Raw genomic sequence first — 19,002 nt, forward strand, 5'->3', positions numbered from 1 at the left:
CCCCGACGCCAGCGGCCGACACCCGCCCGCCCGGTCACGACATGCCCACCTGTTCCAGCGTCCGTCCGCAGTCGCGCCCTGCCACCCAAGGGGCGGCAGGGCACGACATCATCAGCGTACGACCGGGATGGACCGCAGCAGCGTCTGGTCGATCGAGGTGCCGGTGGCGTCCTCGGCGGTAACCCGGAAGCCGAGGAAGCTGTCGGCAACGAGTGCCGTGCGCGGCGCGGTGAAGCCGTACTCCCCGTTGCCGGCGGGTCGGACCTTGACCTCGGTCCAGGTGACCCCACCGTCGGCGGTGACCCAGGCCGTCAGGTTACGGAGCCCGCCCGCGGCGCCGGTGACACTGACGTTGACGTTCAGCGGCCGGTCGGCGCGGGCCCGGTTGTGCAGGTCGAGATCCGCGGTGACGGCCACGTTGAGCAGCCGCACCGGGGTCGCCTCGCCCGACGAACCGTCAGTGCGGAATGCCCACCTGGCCTTGCCCTCGCCGCCAACGGGGTAGACGTCGCCTGAGGTGAAGGAACGCTCGAGGACGTACGACGCGGGTCCGCTGTTGTCGAAGGTCTTGTCGAGCATCGAGCCGCGGTCCGCGACGAGCACCCCGTCCCGGTAGAGCCGGGTGGTGGCGTTGGACTTCGAGGGGTAGCTGAAGTCGGCGTACATGCCGGCCCGCCCCTGGCTGTCGACCGCGTCATCCATGGTGAGTTGCAGTCGGGCGCCGGTGACGGTTCCCTGGGCTCGGGCTCCGATCGGGGCGGCGAACCAGGTGTCGCGGGTTGTGGTGCCGGGCTGGTAGGCCCGCGGCTGCTGGATGAAGCGGTACTCCACGCGGTCCTTGTTCCGCCAGGTGAGCTTCATCCACTGGGTGTCCCGGGCGGTGATGTACTCGGTACGGACGCGGGGCACGGTCAGGTACGACGGCGATGTGACGTTGAGCCCGATCAGGTTGGGACCGTAGACGGTGGTGCCCTCCTGGTAGCGGTGGTCCTCGTTGAAGCCCTTGTAGGTCGTGCGGACCTTGGCCAGGTTCTCGATATCTTCGGTGCGGAGCCGGTGCGTGGGGTCGGTGGGCACCTGGTCGTCGGCGAACGTGAGGTCGAACAGGAAGTCGCTGTCGCCGGTCATGTGGTCGCTCTTCGCGTCCGCCAGCCGCCAGTGCTCGGAACGGCCGACCGTGCCGTCCATGGTGCCGTTGGTCGGTGTGATCCACAGGGCGTCCCGACCGAACGGGCCGTAGGCCCCGCCGAACAGGACGCTGTGGCCGGTCCAGTACTTGCCGTCCTTGGTCATCCGACGCAGGTTGGCGGCGACCAGTTCGGGCCGGGTGTCGAAGCCGTCCGCGGTGACGGTCCAGCGGCGGGTTTCCCGGGCGTCGAGGAGGATCGTGTCGGAGTTCGCGGGGTTGTCCTTGGTCAGGATCGCGCCAGCGAAGTTGCCGTTGACCTTCATGGCGATGGTGCCGACGACCACGTACGGGCCGTCGGGCACGCGGACCTCGGTGGTGCCCGCTGCGGGGAGATTGACCGTGAAGGCGGCGCCGCTGTCGGCGTTGAGCATCGTCACCTGGGCCGGAGCCGGGTTGCCGTCCCGGTCGAGCGCCGAGATCTTCACGGTGCGGGCGCGGTCGAGCAGCAGCGGGATGCGTAGCGGCTGCCCGCCGTTCGCCGGGGTCGCGGTCAGCGCTCCGCTGTAGGTGCCGGTCGGCGTGCCGGTGCTGTTGACCGTGAGCGTGACCTCGGCTGAGCCGTCGGCGGGCAGCGTGACGGTGGCCGGGTTGACGGTCAGCAGCCCGGCGGGTGTGGTCGCGCCGGCGCGGGCGAGGGTGCCCGCGAGGTTGACGGTGGTCTCGGCGGTGCCGGTGTTGGTGATGGTCAGCGTACGGGTGGTGGTGCCCTCGTCGGTGGGGAAGGCCAGGGATCCGGCGGAGGCGAAGAGGGGCTGCGACAGTGCGGCCTGGGCGTCGACGAGGCCGGCGCCGACCTCGTGGATCGACTGCGAAGCCGGCGGGGCCACCGCGGTCCCCATGAGTACCGACTTCAGCCGGTCGGCCTTCCAGTCCGGGTGCTCTTCGGCGAGCAGCGTCGCGACGCCGGTGACGTGCGGGGCGGCCATCGACGTACCGCTCAGCGCCGTGTAGTTGGGGTCGGCCTGGACAGTGCCGATGGTGGTCCCGGCGGCGCGGGCGGCCACGATGTTGACGCCGGGCGCGGCGATCTCCGGCTTGACGAGTCCGGGCGCCCGCGCCGGTCCCCGGCTGGAGAAGGTGGCGGTGCCGCCGGCGTAGTCGACGGCCGCGACGGACAGGGCGTGCGGGGCGACCGAGGGCGCGGAGACGGAGCCGACGCGGGGGCCGTCGTTGCCGGCGGAGACCACGAACAGCGCGCCGGACTCGGCGGTGAGTCGCTCCAGCGCGGTGGACACCGGGTCGGTGCCGTCGGTGGGGCCGCTGCCCAGCGACATGTTGACGACTCGGGCGCCCTGCGCGACGGCCCACTCCATGCCCGCGATGATCTGCGAGTTGTAGCCGTCGCCCTTGTCGTCGAGGACCTTGCCGACGATCAGGTCGGCGTGCGGGGCGACCCCGGAGCGGATGCCGGCGGCGCCGGCGCCGCTGCCCGCGACGGTCGCGGCGACGTGGGTGCCGTGGCCCTGCCCGTCGGTCGAGTTGCCCTTGCCGGTGAAGTCCGCCGAGGTGCTGATCCGGCCGGCCAGGTCGGGGTGGTTCGGGTCCGCGCCGGTGTCCAGCACCGCGACCTTAACGCCCTCGCCGGTGCGGCCCGCCGCCCATGGCTCGGGCGCCTTGACCTGGGTCAGGTTACGGTCGAGGGCATCCGCTTCAACCTTGCCGTCCAGCCAGATCCGGCTGAAGCTGTCCAGCGTCTCGCCGAGTTCGTCGGCGTCGTCCTTGTCCAGGACGGCCGCGCTGGCCCCGATGGAGGGCAGGTTGCGTCTCTCGGTCAGCAGGTCGTCGGCTGCGGCCTTCGCCTTGGCCGCCGCCTTGGTGTTGCGCTTGACGATCAGCGGCAGGCTGTCCCGGTGAGCGTCGTCGTAGCCGTCGCGCAGTAGTCCGGTGACGTTGAACAGCTGCGGGTCGAGCCGGCTGCCGACCTGTCCGATCACGTCGCTGGGGTAGAAGAAGGTTTCGCCTGCCACGTCGGTGCGGGCGAGGAACGTGCCGGGCGCGGAGTCGGGAGCCGGTTCCGCGCTGTAGGACCGGGTGCCGTCGGGGGCGGTGGTCACCGTGATCCGGTCGCCGGTGACCAGGGTGATCGTCGTGCTGTTCGCCGCGAGCGAGTCAACGGCTGACGGGGTGGGTTCGGCGGACGCGGGAAGCGCCGGCCACCCGATGATCGCCAGGCCGGCCAGCCCGGCGACCCATCGTGAGCGGGTGGGATGTTTCATCGATCCTCCGGATTCCAGTGGCTGCGCGGGTGCCCCACGGTCCGTATCCGGAACATCGCGGGTACCGCGGTCTCGTCGGCGGCGAGCAGTTCGCCGCCGCCCGCCGCACACCATGCGCCCACTTCGCCGGGGACCGCGGGGTCCTCGGTGAGCAGCTCGACCACGTATCCGGGTGGAAAGCGGTGGCAGTGCCGTTCGAGGACGTTCCGCACCCTCGGCCAGGGTTCGCCGCCGGCGTCGACGACGGCATGGACCGGATGCATGGGCTACCTCGGGTGGTGGTGGGGCGGTGTGGCGCGCCGAACCGTAGAAGACGGCAGTTACAAGTCAGTTACCGCGGCGACGGCGAGTGTCCGGTTGGCCGTGGTGGCGCACCTCGTCCGTCAACCGCCCGTGCCGGACGCGGCAGCCGGCTCGGCGGCCAACTCCGCGGCGAGCACGCGGACCCGGTCCAGCACCTGGGGGTCGTCGGAGTTCCGAGCCGCCTGCTCGCAGTCGGCCAGCGCCGCCCGTGCCTCCCCCGTCCGGCCGGTCCGCAGCAGGATCTCGGTGAGGTTGGCCAGGGCGGGCGGCAACGCCCAGGACCGACCGAGTGACCGGGCCAGCCGTACCGCGGATGTCGCCAGGGCCGCTGCCCGCCGGTGTTCGCCGCGGAGCAGCTCGATCGCGGCGAGGTTACTCTGGTCGATGGCGAGGACGGCCGGGTCACCCATCCGGCGCGCCGCCGCGACCGCCCGCCGCGCACAGTCGCGGGCCACGTCCAGCCGGCCGGTCTCCCGGGCCAGTTCACCCATGATGGACAGGGCACGAGCCAACAGGGAGATGTCGTCACAGCGCTCGGCCAGCCGCAAGGCCTGCTCACACGCCTCCGGCGCCGCCCCGAGTTCCCCGGTGACCAGCAGGCATGCGGCGCGGACGCACTCGATTCGGGTGAGCTGGGGCAGCGTCGCCGCCTCGTCGAGCTGTCTGGCGGCATGCTCGGCACGGGTGAGCGCGGCCAGCGCATCGGCGTACTGCCCCGAGCCGAAATGCATCGTCCCGACGGTCAGTTCGAGGTCGACCCGATCGGTGGTGCCCTCGTCGCCGGGGACCGGTCGGTCGTCCAGGAGATGCCGTACCGACTCTAGCTCGGCCAGCCCGTCCTGCGGGCGGAGCGCCCGGCCGAGCACCTCCGCCAGGGCGATCGCGGCGCGCACCACGCTTCGGGTGTCTGCCGACTGCCGGTACGACGTCAGCGCTGCCCGCAGGACCTCCTCCGCCTCCTGATAACGGGCGCTGCGGCGCAGCACCGTACCCCAGTCGAGCCGGGCGGCGGCCGCCGCGGCCGGGTCGTCCGGCTCCAGGCGCGCGACCAGATCGGCGTAGTAGGCGCAGGCGCTGTCGTTGGCGAAGAGGCTGGCGGCACGTTCGGCAGCACGGCGCAGCCAGTGCGCGGCGCGCGGGTCGTCGGCCCGGCTGAGATGGAAGGCCGCGGCTTCCACCGCGTCAGGACGCTGGACCAGCACGGTCTCGGCGTACGCGCGATGCAGCTGCCGCCGGCTCGCGACACCGACCCCCTCGGCACAGGCCAGCTCGACCAGCGGGTGGCGGAACGCGTAGCCGGTCACCGGGCATCCGCGTGCCGTGACCGTGCGTTCCACGATGAAGCCGGCCGTGACCGCCGTATCGAGTGCGGCGGCGACGGCAGGGCCGCCGAGAGGCGGGTGGAGCCCGGCAACCGCGACGGCCTCCAGTTCGGCGACGGAGATCGCGCCACCGCCGGCGACGGCGAGGGCGCCGAGCACCGCGCGGGCCTCGTCGGGCAGTTGGGAGAGCCGTCCGCTGACCAGCCTGCGCACCCCGTCGGGCACGCCCCGTACCTCGCCGGCGCTGGCGAGTTCCAGCGCGAACAGCGGGTTGCCTCGGGACAACTCGTAAATGCGCCGAGCCCGCTGCGGCGGGATTCCGACCAGCCGGGCACAGTCGGCTCGGCTGAGCCTGAGCAGTTCGACCTCGACCGCCAACCCCTGTTCTGCGAAGGTGTCCAGGATGAGGCGACGCGGGTCACCGGCGGGTAGTTCGTCGCCCCGGACGGTCGCGATGAACCGCCAACGCCGTGACTGGGCGGTACGGATGAGATGGTGCAGCAAACGCAGGGATGCTGGATCGGCGGCGTGCAGGTCGTCGAGGACGAGCAGAAGGGGCCGGGCGGCGGCGAGATCGGTCAGCAGCGCGCTCACGGACCGGAAGAAGCGGGCCTGTTCCTCTTCGGGGCTACCTGCGCGGGTGGGCGCTTCGCCGAGGGTGGTCAGGACGGCGGCGAGACCGGGATGTTCGGCGGCGACCGTCGCTCGCTCCACCGCCGGACAGGCGGCGAGATAGCTGTCGAGCGCATCGACGAACACCCCGTACGGGGTCTGCCCCTCGGCTGTGTGGCAGGTACCCCACAGCACCTGGGTTCCCGCCATGGCGGCCTGCCTGGCCACCTCCACGACGAGACGGGTCTTGCCGATGCCCGCTTCCCCCGCCACCAACGCCAGCGGCGCGTCGCCCTGCCGCACGTGACCGCCGGCGACGTCGGTGGCATGTGCGATGAGCAGGGCGAGTGGACGCGCGCGACCGATCAACGGCTGGTCGTGCGGATGGCGGAGCACCGGCGGCAACGGCATCGCCGTCCGGTCCGCCCCGGTTCGTGGGGACGTCAGGGCGTCCAGCGCCTCCCGCAGCAGTGCCTGGAACTCGGCGGCAGGCGGAACGCCCAACTCCTCCGCGAGCACGTCGCGCGCCGCGTGGTACTGCCGTACGGCCTGCCTCGGCCGTCCGGCATCCAGCAACACCCGCGCCAACAGCAGGTGCAGCTCCTCCGCGGCCGGAACCCGTTCCAGCTCGGCGCGCAGCACCTCCACTGCCTGGTCTGTCTCGCCGGCCTGAGCCAACACGGCGGCAAGGGCCGGGACGATCCGGCTACGCAGGGCCACCAACTGACGCCGGCGCTCCTCGGCCCAGGATGCGTACCGGTCCTCGGGCAGCAGCTCACGGCTCAACGCGGTCAGCCCCGAGACGAGCGCCGCCCGGTCACCGGTCGCGAGAGCATGCGCGGCAGCGGCCGTGACCTCGTCGACATCGATCAGAATCAGGTCCCGGTCGAGGCAGATCAGCTCACCCTCGGTGTGCAGGTACGCCGACGGGCTGCGTGGTGCCAGTTCAGGTTCCAGGGCGTGCCGCGCCGCGTGCATGGTCACCCGGAGACTCCGCAACGCCGCCTCGTACGGCATGTCCGGCCATAGCGCCTCCATGGCCTGGTCGCGGTGCAGTCGCCCGCCTGGCGTGACGGCCAGCAGTTTGACCAGGGTGCGGGCCCCGGTGCGCCGCCAGTGCTCGGCCACGGACCCGCCGCCCTCACGCTCGACGCAGAACCCGCCGAGCAGGTGGATGCGCAGCCGGTGGGGGCGTGCGACTCCCGGCTCCACCGGCTGAGCTGCCCCTGACATGCGCGACACCCTATCCACGCTGCGGTAACCCCGGCCTGCTGGGGCGTAGGGCAGCCACGTCGTGCAGCCATCCCGGCCCGGTCACCGCGGCGGACGCCGGGGGGCCGATGGGTACGCCGCTGCCACCGCCCGCGTGAGCACGCGGGCAGGGACCTTCGCTTCTCACCTCGCCAGGAGCGCGGTGACGACCCGGACGTCCGAGACCTCGTCGAGGGCGAGGACGATTCGTTCGATGTGTTGGGCCTGGTCCCGCGGGATCGACCGGGTGGCCAGGCTGCGGAACTTCGCGCGGATCGCGGTGTCAGACAAGGGGTTGCTCGGTGACCCGAGCGGTGGACCTGCCTGGCGGGTGTGGACCATCCCGTCGGTGGTGCGGACGGACACCAGGGGTTCGTCGGTGGCGGACTGCCGTGGGTCGACCACGAGGTTGACCGTCGCCATCCGTCGTGCCATCGCCGCGCTGAGCAGGACGTGCTCCTGGTAGGCATCCAGTCCGGCCCCGCCGAGCTCGACGCGTGCCGCCACGGCATACGGCAGGCTCAGCTGCGCTGCAGCCAGCGTGCCGACGTCGCGCCCACCGCACATGCCTTGCAGGAACTCGCTGAGCCGCACCGAGACCGATGCGACGTCCGCTGCCGACAGCCGGTGCTCGTCGAGGATGGCCGCCACGGCGTCGATCGCGGAGTGCGTCCCTCGGCACGACGCGTACGGCTTGATGGAGCAGCGCTCGATCCTCCACGAGACACCGAGTCCGTCGACGAGTGCCTCTGGTCTGGCCGTGTCGCGGGCGTAGGTGGACAGCAGCCCGCCCCACACGTCGTCGAGGACTGCGCTCGGCCCGGTCATCCCGGCCCGGGCCAGCAGAGCAGCGCGCACCCCGGCCTCCGCCGCCTGACCGGCGTGGAGCCGCTTGCTCATCGCCCCGTCGTGCACGAAGGCCCACACCCCGCTGGCGGCGCTCGCTGCGAGCCCCACGGCGTGCTGGGTCTGCTCCACCGTCAGGCCCAGCACGTGCGCCGCCGCGGCCGCGGCACCGAGCGGACCACACGTACCGGTGGAGTGGAACCCCGCACCGTTGTGCGCCTCGTAGCCGCCGAGCGCCTCCAGCACGCGTCGGGCGACGTCGTAGCCGACGACCACAGCGGTCAGCAGCCGTCGCCCGGTGACCGGTGCGTCCACCGACGCGACGGCTGCGAGGGCCGCCGGGACGACGACAGCGCCCGAGTGATCGCAGCCACCGGTGTCGTCCAGCTCGAAGGCATGGCTGGACACGCCGTTCACTAGTGCGGCGTCACGGGGCCCGAGCGCGACCGGTGTGCCCCAGACCGGAACGGTGCCGCGCTCGTGGCGCAGCGCCGCCAGCATCGCCGCCGTCTCCGCGCTGCCGGCCCCGGCGAGGCCGGCGCCCAGGGTGTCCAACAGGTGGATGGACGCCTTGTGCCGCACCGCCTCGGGGAGCGCGTCGTGGTCCGTCGCTGCCGCGAGGCGGGCCAGCGGTGCCAGCGTCGCCGAGCCCGCGACAGGTGGTGCGCTCATGCTCTCGCCTCCTGGTTGAGGCGGGCGAACACGTCCGCCGGATGCCCGGGCTCGTTGATCCGATGGTGCTGCGACCACCAGTCCGCGAGCTCCGAGCCGGTGGTCAGCCAGACATCCGGCTGCGCCTGGATGTGGGTGAGCAGCTCCCGGACCAGCGGGACACGACCGGGGGTTCCGGTCACCTCGGGGTGCAGGCGTAGGACGAAGCAGAGCCCGAAACGGTGGTAGGCGTCGAACTCCTGCTTCCAGTTGGCCAGCACCTCCGCGTACGGTGCGATGCGTGACTGCCCGACCGGGAAGGCCGGCTCGAGGTTGAAGAAGAAGTACTGGTGGTCCTCGAGTTCGTAGTGCACCGGGATCTCCACCAACCCTCCGTGGCTCTCGGCCCCGGGACCCCGCGCGTGGTCATGCGCCGCGGGCAGGCCCGGATGCAGAAACGGAAGGTCGTCGCCGTGCGACGAGGACGACCAGCTGATTCCCAGGTCGTGCAGATGCGCGGCAAGGCCGGGCGCCCATTCGCCCATCGGGGTACGGAAGCCGCGCACGGGGACACCGGCGGTCTCGCGCAGCCGGGTGAGACCCGCGCGGACGGCCGCGACCTGGCCTGCCAGCGTCAGCTCGTTGAAGTCCTCGTGCGCGTCGCCGTGGCAGGCCAGCTCGTGCCCTGCCGCGGCGATCCGTCGGACCAGGTCGGGGTAACGCAGGGCGTTCCGCCCCGGGACGAACCACGTCGAGGGAACATCCCGCTCGGCGAACAGGTCGAGCAGTCGGTCGGCCCCACGCCACGCGCCGTAACCGCCCACCGACAGGGTCTTCGCGCGGTCGGTCGCCGACGGAGATGCGGCGAGGATGGCCAGATCGGCGTCGAGGTCGACGGTGACCACCACGGCCACGCGGGCACCTCCTGGCCATCGGGCCTGGTCGGTCGTGAGGTCGCTCATGCGCACTTCCGGCCTGCCAGGTCCCCGGCCGGCAGAGGCTGCCCGGCGCCCGCGCCACCGCTGGCGGCATCACCCTGGCCGGAGTCACGCCACCACTGGGCGACCTCGGCGCAGGTCGCGAACCAGACGCCTTGGCGCGAACGCATGTGCGCCAGTAGCCGCTCGAGGATCAGGATCCGTCCCGGTTTGCCGGACACCTTGGGGTGCAGCAGGGTGGTCAGGCACAGCCCCTCGGCGTGGTAGCCGTCGAACTCGCGGGTCCAGTTCTCGAGGGTGGTCCGGTAGCCGGCGATGCGGTCCTGACCGACCGGATAGTCGGGATTGCGGGTGTACGCCAAGTAGGCGTAGTCGTCGAAGTCCCACCTGGCGGGGATCTCAACGAGGCAGGTGCTCACCCCGGCGACGCGATGCAGGTACGGGCGGTCGTCACCACGCATGGAGCTCGAGTAGCTGAACCCGTGCTCGACCAGCAGCCTCGGCGTCTCGGGGTGCCAGTCCCCCGACGGTGTCCGGAAGCCGACCGCCTCGACGCCGAGCACGTCGTGGAAGACCCGCTGGCTGCGCCGCAGGACCTCCACCTGCTCGTCGACTGTGAGGTCGTAATAGCACTCGTGCCGGTAGCCGTGGTGCGCAACCTCGTGGCCGCTCTCGACGATCCGGCGGCAGGCGTCCGGCCACGTCTCCACGACCCAGGCGGGCGTGAAGAACGTGGCGCGGACACCGGCCTCCCCGAGGACGTCGAGGATGCGGGGCAGGGCCCGGAACGGTCCGTAGCCACCGAGTGCGAAGTAGCTGGGCCGGCGCCAGATCGAGCCGTCGAGCATGGCGCTCCCGGTCGGGCCGTCGAGGTCGAAGGCCAGGGCCACCGCCGAGGTGTGGGGCGCTGGCCAGCGGGGCGGCGTCAGGTTCCGCGGGCGGTGGGTCACGTCACTCCTTGACGCCGTTGAAGACCGGCTTCATCGAGCCGTACTCGAGCCCCGCCGCCTTGAGGATCTTGTCGTAGGTGCCGTCCTGCTGAATCTGGGTGAGGCCCTTGGTCACCAGGTCGGCCATGGGCTTGTCGCCCTTCTTCAGGACTACGGCGAACGGGTTTGCCGGCAGCGGGTCCAGCACCACGTCGAACTTGCCGGGCTGGGTCTTGGCGAAGAAGGCGAGGTTCTCCGCGCCCTGGATGGCCAGATCGGCCCGCTTCTGCTCCAGCTGCAGGCGCGCCGCGCTGCCTGAGTCGGTGGGCAGGATCTGGATCGCGGGCCGGCCGGCGCCCTGGCACTCCTTCTTGTCCAGGTCCAGCGCCTGCTGGTAGTAGTCGGTGGTCTTGCTCACCGCAAGCTTCTTGCCGCAGACCTGGTCCGGCGAGGTGAACTCACCGGCGCGGGCGCTGAGGGTGTACAGCCGCCCCTCGGACTTGAAGTAGTCGACGAAGTCGACCGTCTCCTGGCGCTGGACCGTATCCGAGATGCCGGACATGACGATGTCGACGCGCCCGGTGGACACGGAGTTCATCAGCTGGTCGAACTTCTCCTCGACGAACGTGACCTTCAGGCCGAGGCTGGCACCGAGGGCCTTCGCCAGCTCGACGTCGACTCCGGCGAGCTGCTGTGACTTCTCGTCGCGATATTCCATCGGCGGGAAGTCGGGCGACAGCCCGATCCGGATCTCCTTGGAGGCCGCGATGGCCGCGGGGAGGGAGGCATCGCCTGCGCCGGTGTCGGTGGGCGGCTTCCCGGCGCATGCGGCAAGGGACGATGCTGCGACGACGGCGGTCACGGCCAGGCCGATGGTACGGGTGTAGCGGGGCATGGGGGTTCCTTCGGTTATGGGGGGGGCAGGGGTAGGAACAGGCAGGGTGCGGTCAGAGGACCCGAGAGAGGAAGGATCGGGTACGGGGATGCTGCGGGTCGCCGAGGACCTGCGACGGGGGGCCGATCTCGAGGATCTCCCCGCCGTCCATGAAGGCCACGCGGTCCGCGACCTCCCGGGCGAAGCCGATCTCATGGGTGACCACGATCATCGTCAGGCCGGTCTGGGCGAGGTCCTTCATGACGTCGAGGACCTCGCCGACGAGCTCGGGGTCGAGCGCCGAGGTGGGCTCGTCGAAGAGCATCAGTTCGGGTTCCATTGCCAGCGCACGGGCGATGGCCACGCGTTGCTGCTGGCCTCCCGAGAGCTGGCGCGGGTAGGCGTTCTCCTTGTTTCCGAGGCCCACTCTGGTCAGGAGCGTCTTGGCGCGGGCAACGGCCTGCGCCTTCGGGACGCCCTGCACCCCGACGGGGCCCTCGATGACGTTCTCCAGCGCCGTCATGTGCGGGAAGAGGTTGAACTTCTGGAAGACCATCCCGATACGCCGGCGCTGCCGCGCGATGGCGCGGTGGTTCAGCTCGTGGAGCCGGTCGCCCTGCTGCCGGTAGCCGATGACCTCGTCGCCCACCCAGATGCGTCCGGCGTTGACCTGCTCGAGGTGGTTGATGCAGCGCAGGAAGGTGCTCTTGCCCGAGCCCGAGGGACCGAGCAGGCAGACCACCTCGCCCCGGCTGACGTCGAGGCTGATCCCGCGCAGCACCTCGAGATCCCCGAAGTGCTTGTGGACCGACTCAGCCCGCACCAGGGGGCGCTGGTTGGTCGTGGTGGTCATCGCCTGGCCTGCTTTCCGGAGGTGATCGCCTTGCGTAGCCGCTGGACCGGCGTGTCGGGCAGCGAGCGGCTGCTGCTTCCCTTGGCGAAATGGCGCTCCAGGTAGAACTGGACGACGGAGAGGAGCGACACCGCCGCGAGGTACCACACCGCGCAGACGATCAGCAGCTCCATGATCCGGTTGTTGACGAAGTAGATGTGCTGGGCCTCGGAGAGGATCTCGCTCACCCCGATGGCCGAGGCCAGCGAGGTGGTCTTGAGCATGCCGATGGTCTCGTTTCCGATCGGCGGCAGGATGACGCGCATCGCCTGGGGCAGCACGATGCGCCGCATCGTCCGGAGCCTCGTCATGCCGATGGCGTACGCCGCCTCGGTCTGGCCCTCGTCGACCGAGAGGATGCCGGCCCGGACCACCTCCGAGGTGTAGGCGCCCTGGTTCAGGCCGAGCCCGATGGCGGCGGCCACGAAGGGCGTGACCACGTCTACGGTGCGTGCGCCCCAGATCCCGGGGATCTGCAGGTAGGGGAAGATCAAGGCGATGTTGAACCACGCGAGCAGCTGCAGGTATACGGGCGTGCCGCGGAACACCCAGACGTAGAGCCACCCCACGGTGCTCGTGACCGGGCTGTGCGACAGGCGCATCACGGCCACGACCACGCCCAGGATGACTCCGAGGACCATGGCCACGATCGTGAGGATGATCGTGGTGCCGAGCCCCCTCAGGAGAACGTCCACGGTCAGGTGGTCGCGCACGACGCCCCAGTCGATGGCGGCGTTGGCCAGCGACATGGCGAGCCAGGCGAGCACCGCCAGCACCGCCAAGGCACCGGCGAGCTCTCCGTAGCGCTTCCGCGGCAGCGTCAGGAGCTCGGCCTCCACCGCCGGCTCGACGGGGCGATTCACGGTCTGACTCCCTCCGTCACGCAAGCCCGGGCGGTTGGCCATCACGCCCGTGGCCCGGCGTAGGTGGCGGCCCAGGAACGCTGGTCCGCCAGGGTCTGCTCCAGCTCGACGATCTGGTCCTCGACCCGCTCGGGGGCCGTGCCGCCCGTCCCGGAGCGGGCAGCCAGGGCGGCCTCCACCATCAGCACGGCCCGGACGTCGGGCGTCAGGCGTGGGTCGACCGAGGCCAGGTCCTCGGCCCCGAGCGCGTCCAGGTCCACACCGCGCTCCTCGCAGAGCCGGACCACGGCACCGGTGATCTCGTGGGCCTCGTTGAACGGAACGCCCTGCCGCGCAAGCCAGTCCGCCACCTCCGTCGCCAGCGTGAACCCCTCCGTGGCCTGGGCCGCGAGCTCGGCGACCTGGACGCGCATGGTGCGCACCAGACCCGCCATGGCCGGCAGCACCGTCAGCAGCGTCTCGACGGTGTCGAAGGCTGCCCGCTTGTCCTCGGCCAGGTCGCGGTTGTAGGCCAGGGGCAGCCCCTTGAGGGTGCCGAGCAGGCCCGTGAGGTTGCCGATGAGGCGGCCCGCCTTGCCACGCGCGAGCTCGGCGATGTCGGGGTTCTTCTTCTGCGGCATGATCGAAGACCCGGTAGCGAAGGCGTCGTCGAGCGCCACCCAGCGGAACTGCCGGGTGGCCCACAGGCAGATCTCCTCGGCCAGCCGCGAGATGTCGATCGCCAGCATGGAGCCGACGAAGAGGAACTCGGCCACGTGGTCACGGCTGGCGACCGCGTCGATCGAGTTGGCACACGGCCGGTCGTACCCGAGCTCACGTGCCGAGTTCTCGGGGGTCAGGGCGATGGCCGAGCCGGCCAGTGCGGCCGCCCCGAGCGGTGACCGCGCGCTGCGGCGGTCCCAGTCCTGCAGCCGCTCGAGGTCGCGGCTGAGGGCGTGCGCGTGGGCCAGCAACTGGTGGCCGAAGGTGATGGGCTGCGCGGGCTGCAGGTGGGTCATCCCCGGTGCCGGGGTACCGCGGTGCTCGCGGGCCTGGGTGAGGAGCGCCTCGACGAGCTCGGCGGCGGCCTCGACCAGTCGTCGGGACTTGTCCCGCAGATAGAGCCGGAGGTCGTTCGCGGCCTGGTCGTTGCGCGAGCGTCCGGCGCGGAGCTTTCCGCCGAGCACGCCGAGTCGTTCCATGAGTAGCCGCTCGAGGAACGTGTGCACGTCCTCGTCCTCCAGCCGCGGCGAGAGCTCGCCACGTCGGTACTCGTCGTCGAGGGTGTCGATGGCGTTCAGCAGGGTGGCGAGCTCGTTGACGTCGAGCAGGCCGGCGCGCTCCAGCTCGCGGGCATGGGCCCGGGAGCCAGCGAGGTCGTAGGGGGCCATGTCGAAGTAGGAGATGTGCGAGCGGGACAGGTTCTCGAGAGCCGCGTCGGGCGCAGCCTCGAAGCGTCCGCCCCACAGGCGGGTTGGCATGGTGGTCATGCGGGAGTCTCCAGGGTGGGGATCAGTCGACCAGGTCGGCTGCGGTGTTCTGCTTGAGGACGGTGGCGGCGGCCTGGGTGCCGTCGCTGATGTGGTCGCGGACGGCCTTCTCCGCTGCGTCCGGGGTGGCGGTACACAGCAGTTCGAGCAACCGACGATGACAGGCCACCTGCTCGGGTGCGTCATCCTTCTCGCAGTCGATGGCCATCATCCAGAGACGCAGGTCGTGGTGGACGCTGCGCGCGAAGGCGGTGAGCCGCGGGCTCCCCAGGGCCGCGACCACCGCCAGATGGAAGTCCATGTGCGCGTCGGCGAGCGCAGAGGGGTCGTGTCGTTCGGCTGCCGAATCGAAGGCGGCGAGCGCCGTGGCCACGGGCTCCAGCGCGGACTCACGGTCGGACTCCGACAGGGCTGCGATGGTGCGCGCCGCGTAGCTCTCCAGGGCTCGACGCGCCGCGAAGGCGTCCATGGCGTCCTGGCGCGAGAGGTTGCGGACCTCCGCACCTCGGCCGGGGGCGAACGACACCAGCCCCTCACCAGCCAGCTGGCGCAGCACCTCACGCACCGTGCTCCTGGCGACCCCGAAGGAAGCCGCCAGGTCCGCCTCGTGGAGGGAGCCTCCCTGACGGATCTCGCCGGTGAGGATCATCCCTCGCAGCGCGTCAACCATCTGGTCCACGACTGTGAACCGGGTGATGGCGAGGGGGCGGATCATCTGGTTTCCTGTTCGTCTGCATGCCTGATTGTCGGACAACATTCCACCGCTGGGTCGCGCCGTCAACACTTCCGCCGACGTTTCTCCCGTCGTGGACCGTCGGCTAGGTTGAGCGCACCCGCCACGTCCACCCGACGACACGAAAGGGAACTGGCCTTGAGAGCGATCAAGATCGACCGGTCCAGCACGGTGGACCGGGTGGCTCAGGCCCTTCGCGATGAGATGTATGCCGGCACGCTGGAGGGCGGGGCGAGCCTCAGGGAGCTCAGCCTCGCCGAGAGCCTGGGCGTGGGAAGGAGCACAGTTCGGGAGGCTTTGCAGGTGCTCACCGCGGAAGGGCTGCTGGTGCGGCAGCCGAACCGCGGGGTCGTGGTGCGCCAGCTCAGCGAGGACGAGATCGAGGACATCTTCAAGGCGCGCCGCGTCTTGGAGATGGCTGGCGCCAACGCCGTCGAGTACGCCGCCCGCGCCGACCTCACCACCCTGCTAGAGGCGCAGCGGCACTACGAGGAGGTGGTGGAGGCGGGGGCCGACCCCGCCACCGTGACCGGGGCACACCTCGCCCTGCACGTGGCGGTGGTCGGGCTACTCGGCAGCCCGCGGCTCAACGCCACGGCTCGGGAGCTCATGTCCGAGGTCCGCCTCGCCGTGGCGACGGTCGACCGCACCAGCGACGACCTACCCACCCAGGTGCGTGAGCACCGCAGGATCGTCACCCTGATCAGGCAGGCGAAGGGGGCCGAGGCAGCTCGGCTGCTCGGCGAGCACCTGTCCCACGCCAAGGCGTTCATGCCCGCCAAGGACTGACTGTGAGCATGGCGGGGCCGACTGGACCGAGCGACCGTCGACACCGAACCAGCGGTTAGGCCGAGTTTGCTGCTTGGCCGAGCGGCGGTCGGGGCTGGCGGCCTGGGCGATGGAGGGCACTGGCGGCTACGGCGCGAGCCTTCGCCGCCACCTGGCAGACGCCGGTGAGCTGGTCGTCGAACTGGACCACCCGAAGCCACCGGCTCGCCGCGCCGGGGCGAAGTCCGACCCGATCGACGCCGAACGCACCACCGGTCGTCACCGCCGTCGCGCTTGGTCCAGCCCCCCGAGCGCCGAACGACCGCAGCGTCGGCAGGTCGCGCGCGCCGAGGGTGCCGGAGGAGATCGCACTGCCACTGTCCACGCGACCAGTCTCACCTGCCCCGGCTCGGCCGCCGGCAGCGTCACCAACCGGTGCGGCTCAGCGGGTCCGGTAGCGCGCGTAGATCAGTCCGGTGTCGAAGGCACGCTCCTCGACCAGTTCGAGATCGAGGCGCACGCCATCGGGGAAGAACCGCTTGCCGCCGCCGACCACGCTCGTGGTGATGAACAGGTGGTACTCGTCCACCAGGCCGGCCGCGATCGCCTGGGCCGCGAGGTTCGGACCGTCGACGGTGAGGTCGTGATCAGCCTCGGCCTTGAGCTTGCGCACCGCGTCCGGGTCGAAGGTCCGCTCGATCCTGGTCTTCGCGCTGGACACCGACTCCAGCGTCGTGGAGTACACGATCTTCTCCGCGGCCTGCCAGTCGCGGGCGTACTGAAGGATGTGCGGCGGCTGGTCGGGCTTGGTGTGCGCGGTCTCCCAGTAGACCATCGTCTCGTATATCCGTCGGCCGTAGAGGTACGTGCCGACGGGGCGAAAGAGGTCGTTGATGAAGGTATGCACCTGCGGATCTTCGGCCCCGGTGCCGAGGTCGCCCTCCGCCGCCTCGACGTAGCCGTCAAGCGAGGTGACCATCGAGTAGATGAGCTTTGCCATGCGTCTCCTTCGGGTACGAGCCTGTCCAGCTCCACCTACCCGGCCACCACGAACCCCGCCCGGGTGAGCACCGCCTACGAGGGGGCGCGCAGGATTGTCGCCCAGATTCCCCGGCGCGGAAACCCCTGCGGCTACCGCCACCGTCCAGGTGATGGCAACCTGATCAGCCAGCGGAGCTCGCGGCGTTCAGGGCGTCTTTGAGTGATCACCCTCTATACCGGAGCTCCGCTGCTTCGTATTCACGACACGCTCGACAGCATGCCCAATCACCTAACTGAACGCGTTGCCTCCAGGCCGCCGGAATTGCGCGGAACGCAGGCCTCGGCGTCAACCCGGATCTGGGGGACGCCGACAGCATCTGTCGGTTCGACCCGACGCCGTGGTGTTGCTACGCGAGCTGAGCGAGGCGCTGGGCCTGCCCGGTGTGCATATCGCTTACCCACTCCCAGCCGGGCTTGGCCGATGGGCCGACCCGCGGGTCACTGGCAACATCGCCCTCAGGCAAAGCGAGCACGTACGCTCGATCCCGCTCGATCCGTGCGTGGACCTGATCGGCTTCGGCGACTGACCCGTGGCCAGGGATAACGACATCGACGTCGCCCGCCACGCTCTCGAGCAGTCGCAGCGCGGCGAGGTAGTCCTCGATCGGCTCCGCGGCGCCGTTCAAGTCGAGCATCGGAATCAAGACATCAGAAAGCACGTCGCCGGCGACGAGAACCCTACGCTCCTCGATCAACAACGAGGCATGGCCAGGAGCATGCGCCTGATGCTCGATAATCCGGACTTCAGGACCATCCCAAGGAATCCGCGCCGTCCCGGCCGGCAGGCCGGTAATGTCGCCGAGCAGGTCCAGCGGCACCTGATCGGCGACCTCCGGCGGGAGCATTCCCGCGACGCGGGCCTTCGCACCCGCATCCGACAACTTAGCCTGGACGGTAGCCGCGCAGCCCGCCGTGCCGTAACGAGGCGCCGCGCCAAGGCTTTCGTGCCACAGCAGGTGATCCCAATGAGGATGCGTCGAGAAACCCGCCACAACGCTCTGACCCAGATCCGAGAGGTCATTCGCGAGGCAGGCTATCTCGTCGCCCGTCACTCCGGGATCGATGAGCAACACGCCGGCCCGGCCTTGCACGACAACGGCGTTGCTCTCAAGGAACTCGCTCTGGTGGATCAGCACACCCTCCGCGACCTGCCTCAGCACGTCGGCCCCCTTCGCTTGTGATTTTGCTATCGCCCGTCGGCACGGTAGTACTGGCGGTGGTAGATTGCAAGCACTATGGGCGAAACGAATGAGCCGCGGTCGGAGTGCCCGATCAACGCCGCCATCGAGGTGTTCGGCGATCGCTGGAGCCTGCTCGTCCTCCGCGACATCGTCTTCGGAGATCGTCGCTATTTCCGGGAGCTGCAGGCCAACTCAATCGAGGGGATCGCCTCAAATATCCTCGCCGACCGGCTCAAGCGACTCGTCGAGTCGGGACTGCTCACCCGCGAGGACACGCGACCCGGCCAGCGGGCGCGCTACAGCCTGACCGAACCGGCGATCCAACTCGTACCCGTGTTCGCGCAGCTCGGCAGCTGGGGACTCCGCCACCGGCCCACGAGCTCCGCGCTGCGCGTTCCCGCCGAGCTGCTCGAACAAGGCGGCCCCGCGCTCTGGCAAGAGTTCATGGACGAACTTCGCCACTCACACCTTGGCTCCGATACCCCACCGCGATCACCGAGCGTTCGCGAGCGCCTGAGCGCGGCCTACCTCGCTGCTACCAACTCCTCGTAGCTACAGGCAGTCGACCATGTCCAAGGGCGCCGACGGACGCCGCCCGAGCTGCGACCCGCCGGCCCGAACTCTCCGCCGGCTGCGGCACGGCGGCCGCACCGGCGTGTCGCGCTGGCCGCGCACGAGATCGGCGCGCCCCACTCCGCTCAGCTCGCCGCCCAGTTCGTGCGGCAGGCCGAGGACCGCGGCTGGTCGCCGCCGATCCCGGGAGCCGCGGCGTTGCGCCGCGCGGTGGAAGGAGCGATATCTGCTACGGCTTCCTCCATGCCTGATCCGGCCGGTCGGCTATCGTGAGGATCAGGTCGATGAAGTCCGATCCCCAGCGATCGATCGTGCTCGCGTCGAGCGCGTCCGGCTCGTACTCGATGCAAC

General features: G+C 70.6%; 15 protein-coding genes. 2 read left to right on the plus strand and 13 right to left on the minus strand.

The features are described 5' to 3' along the window. Nucleotides 1-111: 111 nt before the first annotated feature. From FXF52_RS35450 to FXF52_RS35495, 11 genes are all read right to left on the minus strand, one after another. Nucleotides 112-3,405, minus strand: a complete 3,294-nt coding sequence (locus FXF52_RS35450) for a S8 family serine peptidase (protein ID WP_187413909.1) — start codon at nt 3,403-3,405, stop codon at nt 112-114. Beyond that, the gene (locus tag FXF52_RS42090; RefSeq protein ID WP_187413910.1) at nt 3,402-3,668 is read right to left on the minus strand and encodes a hypothetical protein; all 267 of its coding nucleotides are present in this window, start codon (nt 3,666-3,668) and stop codon (nt 3,402-3,404) included. The genes FXF52_RS35450 and FXF52_RS42090 overlap by 4 nt, the downstream gene beginning before the upstream one ends. 120 nt (nt 3,669-3,788) lie before the next feature. Then, the gene (locus FXF52_RS35455; RefSeq protein WP_148803920.1) at nt 3,789-6,875 is read right to left on the minus strand and encodes an AAA family ATPase; all 3,087 of its coding nucleotides are present in this window, start codon (nt 6,873-6,875) and stop codon (nt 3,789-3,791) included. Between the two features lie 162 nt (nt 6,876-7,037). Beyond that, the gene (locus FXF52_RS35460; protein WP_148803922.1) at nt 7,038-8,411 is read right to left on the minus strand and encodes an MmgE/PrpD family protein; all 1,374 of its coding nucleotides are present in this window, start codon (nt 8,409-8,411) and stop codon (nt 7,038-7,040) included. Next, nucleotides 8,408-9,352, minus strand: a complete 945-nt coding sequence (locus tag FXF52_RS35465) for a polysaccharide deacetylase (RefSeq protein ID WP_148803924.1) — start codon at nt 9,350-9,352, stop codon at nt 8,408-8,410. Before FXF52_RS35465 ends, FXF52_RS35460 begins: the two co-directional genes overlap by 4 nt. Next, nucleotides 9,349-10,278: a polysaccharide deacetylase gene (locus FXF52_RS35470; RefSeq protein ID WP_222870851.1), complete on the minus strand. Its 930-nt coding sequence runs from the start codon at nt 10,276-10,278 to the stop codon at nt 9,349-9,351. Before FXF52_RS35470 ends, FXF52_RS35465 begins: the two co-directional genes overlap by 4 nt. A gap of 1 nt (nt 10,279) precedes the next feature. Then, nucleotides 10,280-11,152 carry an ABC transporter substrate-binding protein gene (locus FXF52_RS35475; protein WP_148803926.1) on the minus strand — a complete coding sequence of 291 codons (873 nt, stop codon included), beginning with the start codon at nt 11,150-11,152 and terminating at the stop codon, nt 10,280-10,282. 52 nt (nt 11,153-11,204) lie between these two features. After that, complete coding sequence (locus FXF52_RS35480) at nt 11,205-11,984, minus strand: amino acid ABC transporter ATP-binding protein (protein ID WP_148803928.1); 780 nt, start codon at nt 11,982-11,984, stop codon at nt 11,205-11,207. Continuing rightward, complete coding sequence (locus FXF52_RS35485) at nt 11,981-12,886, minus strand: amino acid ABC transporter permease (protein WP_222870852.1); 906 nt, start codon at nt 12,884-12,886, stop codon at nt 11,981-11,983. Before FXF52_RS35485 ends, FXF52_RS35480 begins: the two co-directional genes overlap by 4 nt. 41 nt (nt 12,887-12,927) lie before the next feature. After that, nucleotides 12,928-14,355, minus strand: a complete 1,428-nt coding sequence (gene argH / locus FXF52_RS35490; RefSeq protein ID WP_148803932.1) for an argininosuccinate lyase — start codon at nt 14,353-14,355, stop codon at nt 12,928-12,930. Nucleotides 14,356-14,377: 22 nt separating this feature from the next. Then, nucleotides 14,378-15,070, minus strand: a complete 693-nt coding sequence (locus tag FXF52_RS35495; RefSeq protein ID WP_187413911.1) for a GntR family transcriptional regulator — start codon at nt 15,068-15,070, stop codon at nt 14,378-14,380. 156 nt (nt 15,071-15,226) lie between these two features. Here FXF52_RS35495 and FXF52_RS35500 point away from each other — a divergent pair, with 156 nt between their 5' ends. After that, entirely contained in the window at nt 15,227-15,877 is a 651-nt protein-coding gene (locus tag FXF52_RS35500) for a GntR family transcriptional regulator (protein ID WP_148803936.1), read from the plus strand. A gap of 421 nt (nt 15,878-16,298) precedes the next feature. Here the strand turns inward: FXF52_RS35500 and FXF52_RS35510 are convergent, their stop codons facing one another. Further along, nucleotides 16,299-16,856: a dihydrofolate reductase family protein gene (locus FXF52_RS35510; protein WP_148803938.1), complete on the minus strand. Its 558-nt coding sequence runs from the start codon at nt 16,854-16,856 to the stop codon at nt 16,299-16,301. Between the two features lie 388 nt (nt 16,857-17,244). Beyond that, on the minus strand, nt 17,245-18,057 hold the full coding sequence (locus tag FXF52_RS35515) for an MBL fold metallo-hydrolase (RefSeq protein ID WP_148803940.1): 813 nt from the start codon (nt 18,055-18,057) through the stop codon (nt 17,245-17,247). Between the two features lie 75 nt (nt 18,058-18,132). On the opposite strand from FXF52_RS35515, the gene FXF52_RS35520 reads away from it, so the two are divergent. Then, nucleotides 18,133-18,630 carry a helix-turn-helix domain-containing protein gene (locus FXF52_RS35520; RefSeq protein ID WP_148803942.1) on the plus strand — a complete coding sequence of 166 codons (498 nt, stop codon included), beginning with the start codon at nt 18,133-18,135 and terminating at the stop codon, nt 18,628-18,630. The last annotated feature ends 372 nt before the right edge of the window (nt 18,631-19,002 follow it).

Source organism: Micromonospora sp. MP36 (assembly GCF_008119785.1).
Taxonomy (GTDB): domain Bacteria; phylum Actinomycetota; class Actinomycetes; order Mycobacteriales; family Micromonosporaceae; genus Micromonospora.

Coding starts and splice junctions, on each gene's coding strand:
- FXF52_RS35450 (WP_187413909.1), bottom strand. CDS start 3,405: ATGAAACATCCCACCCGCTCACGATGGGTCGCCGGGCTGGCCGGCCTG.
- FXF52_RS42090 (WP_187413910.1), bottom strand. CDS start 3,668: ATGCATCCGGTCCATGCCGTCGTCGACGCCGGCGGCGAACCCTGGCCG.
- FXF52_RS35480 (WP_148803928.1), bottom strand. CDS start 11,984: ATGACCACCACGACCAACCAGCGCCCCCTGGTGCGGGCTGAGTCGGTC.
- FXF52_RS35495 (WP_187413911.1), bottom strand. CDS start 15,070: ATGATCCGCCCCCTCGCCATCACCCGGTTCACAGTCGTGGACCAGATG.
- FXF52_RS35465 (WP_148803924.1), bottom strand. CDS start 9,352: ATGAGCGACCTCACGACCGACCAGGCCCGATGGCCAGGAGGTGCCCGC.
- FXF52_RS35455 (WP_148803920.1), bottom strand. CDS start 6,875: ATGTCAGGGGCAGCTCAGCCGGTGGAGCCGGGAGTCGCACGCCCCCAC.
- FXF52_RS35520 (WP_148803942.1), top strand. CDS start 18,133: ATGGGCGAAACGAATGAGCCGCGGTCGGAGTGCCCGATCAACGCCGCC.
- FXF52_RS35460 (WP_148803922.1), bottom strand. CDS start 8,411: ATGAGCGCACCACCTGTCGCGGGCTCGGCGACGCTGGCACCGCTGGCC.
- FXF52_RS35475 (WP_148803926.1), bottom strand. CDS start 11,152: ATGCCCCGCTACACCCGTACCATCGGCCTGGCCGTGACCGCCGTCGTC.
- argH (WP_148803932.1), bottom strand. CDS start 14,355: ATGACCACCATGCCAACCCGCCTGTGGGGCGGACGCTTCGAGGCTGCG.
- FXF52_RS35510 (WP_148803938.1), bottom strand. CDS start 16,856: ATGGCAAAGCTCATCTACTCGATGGTCACCTCGCTTGACGGCTACGTC.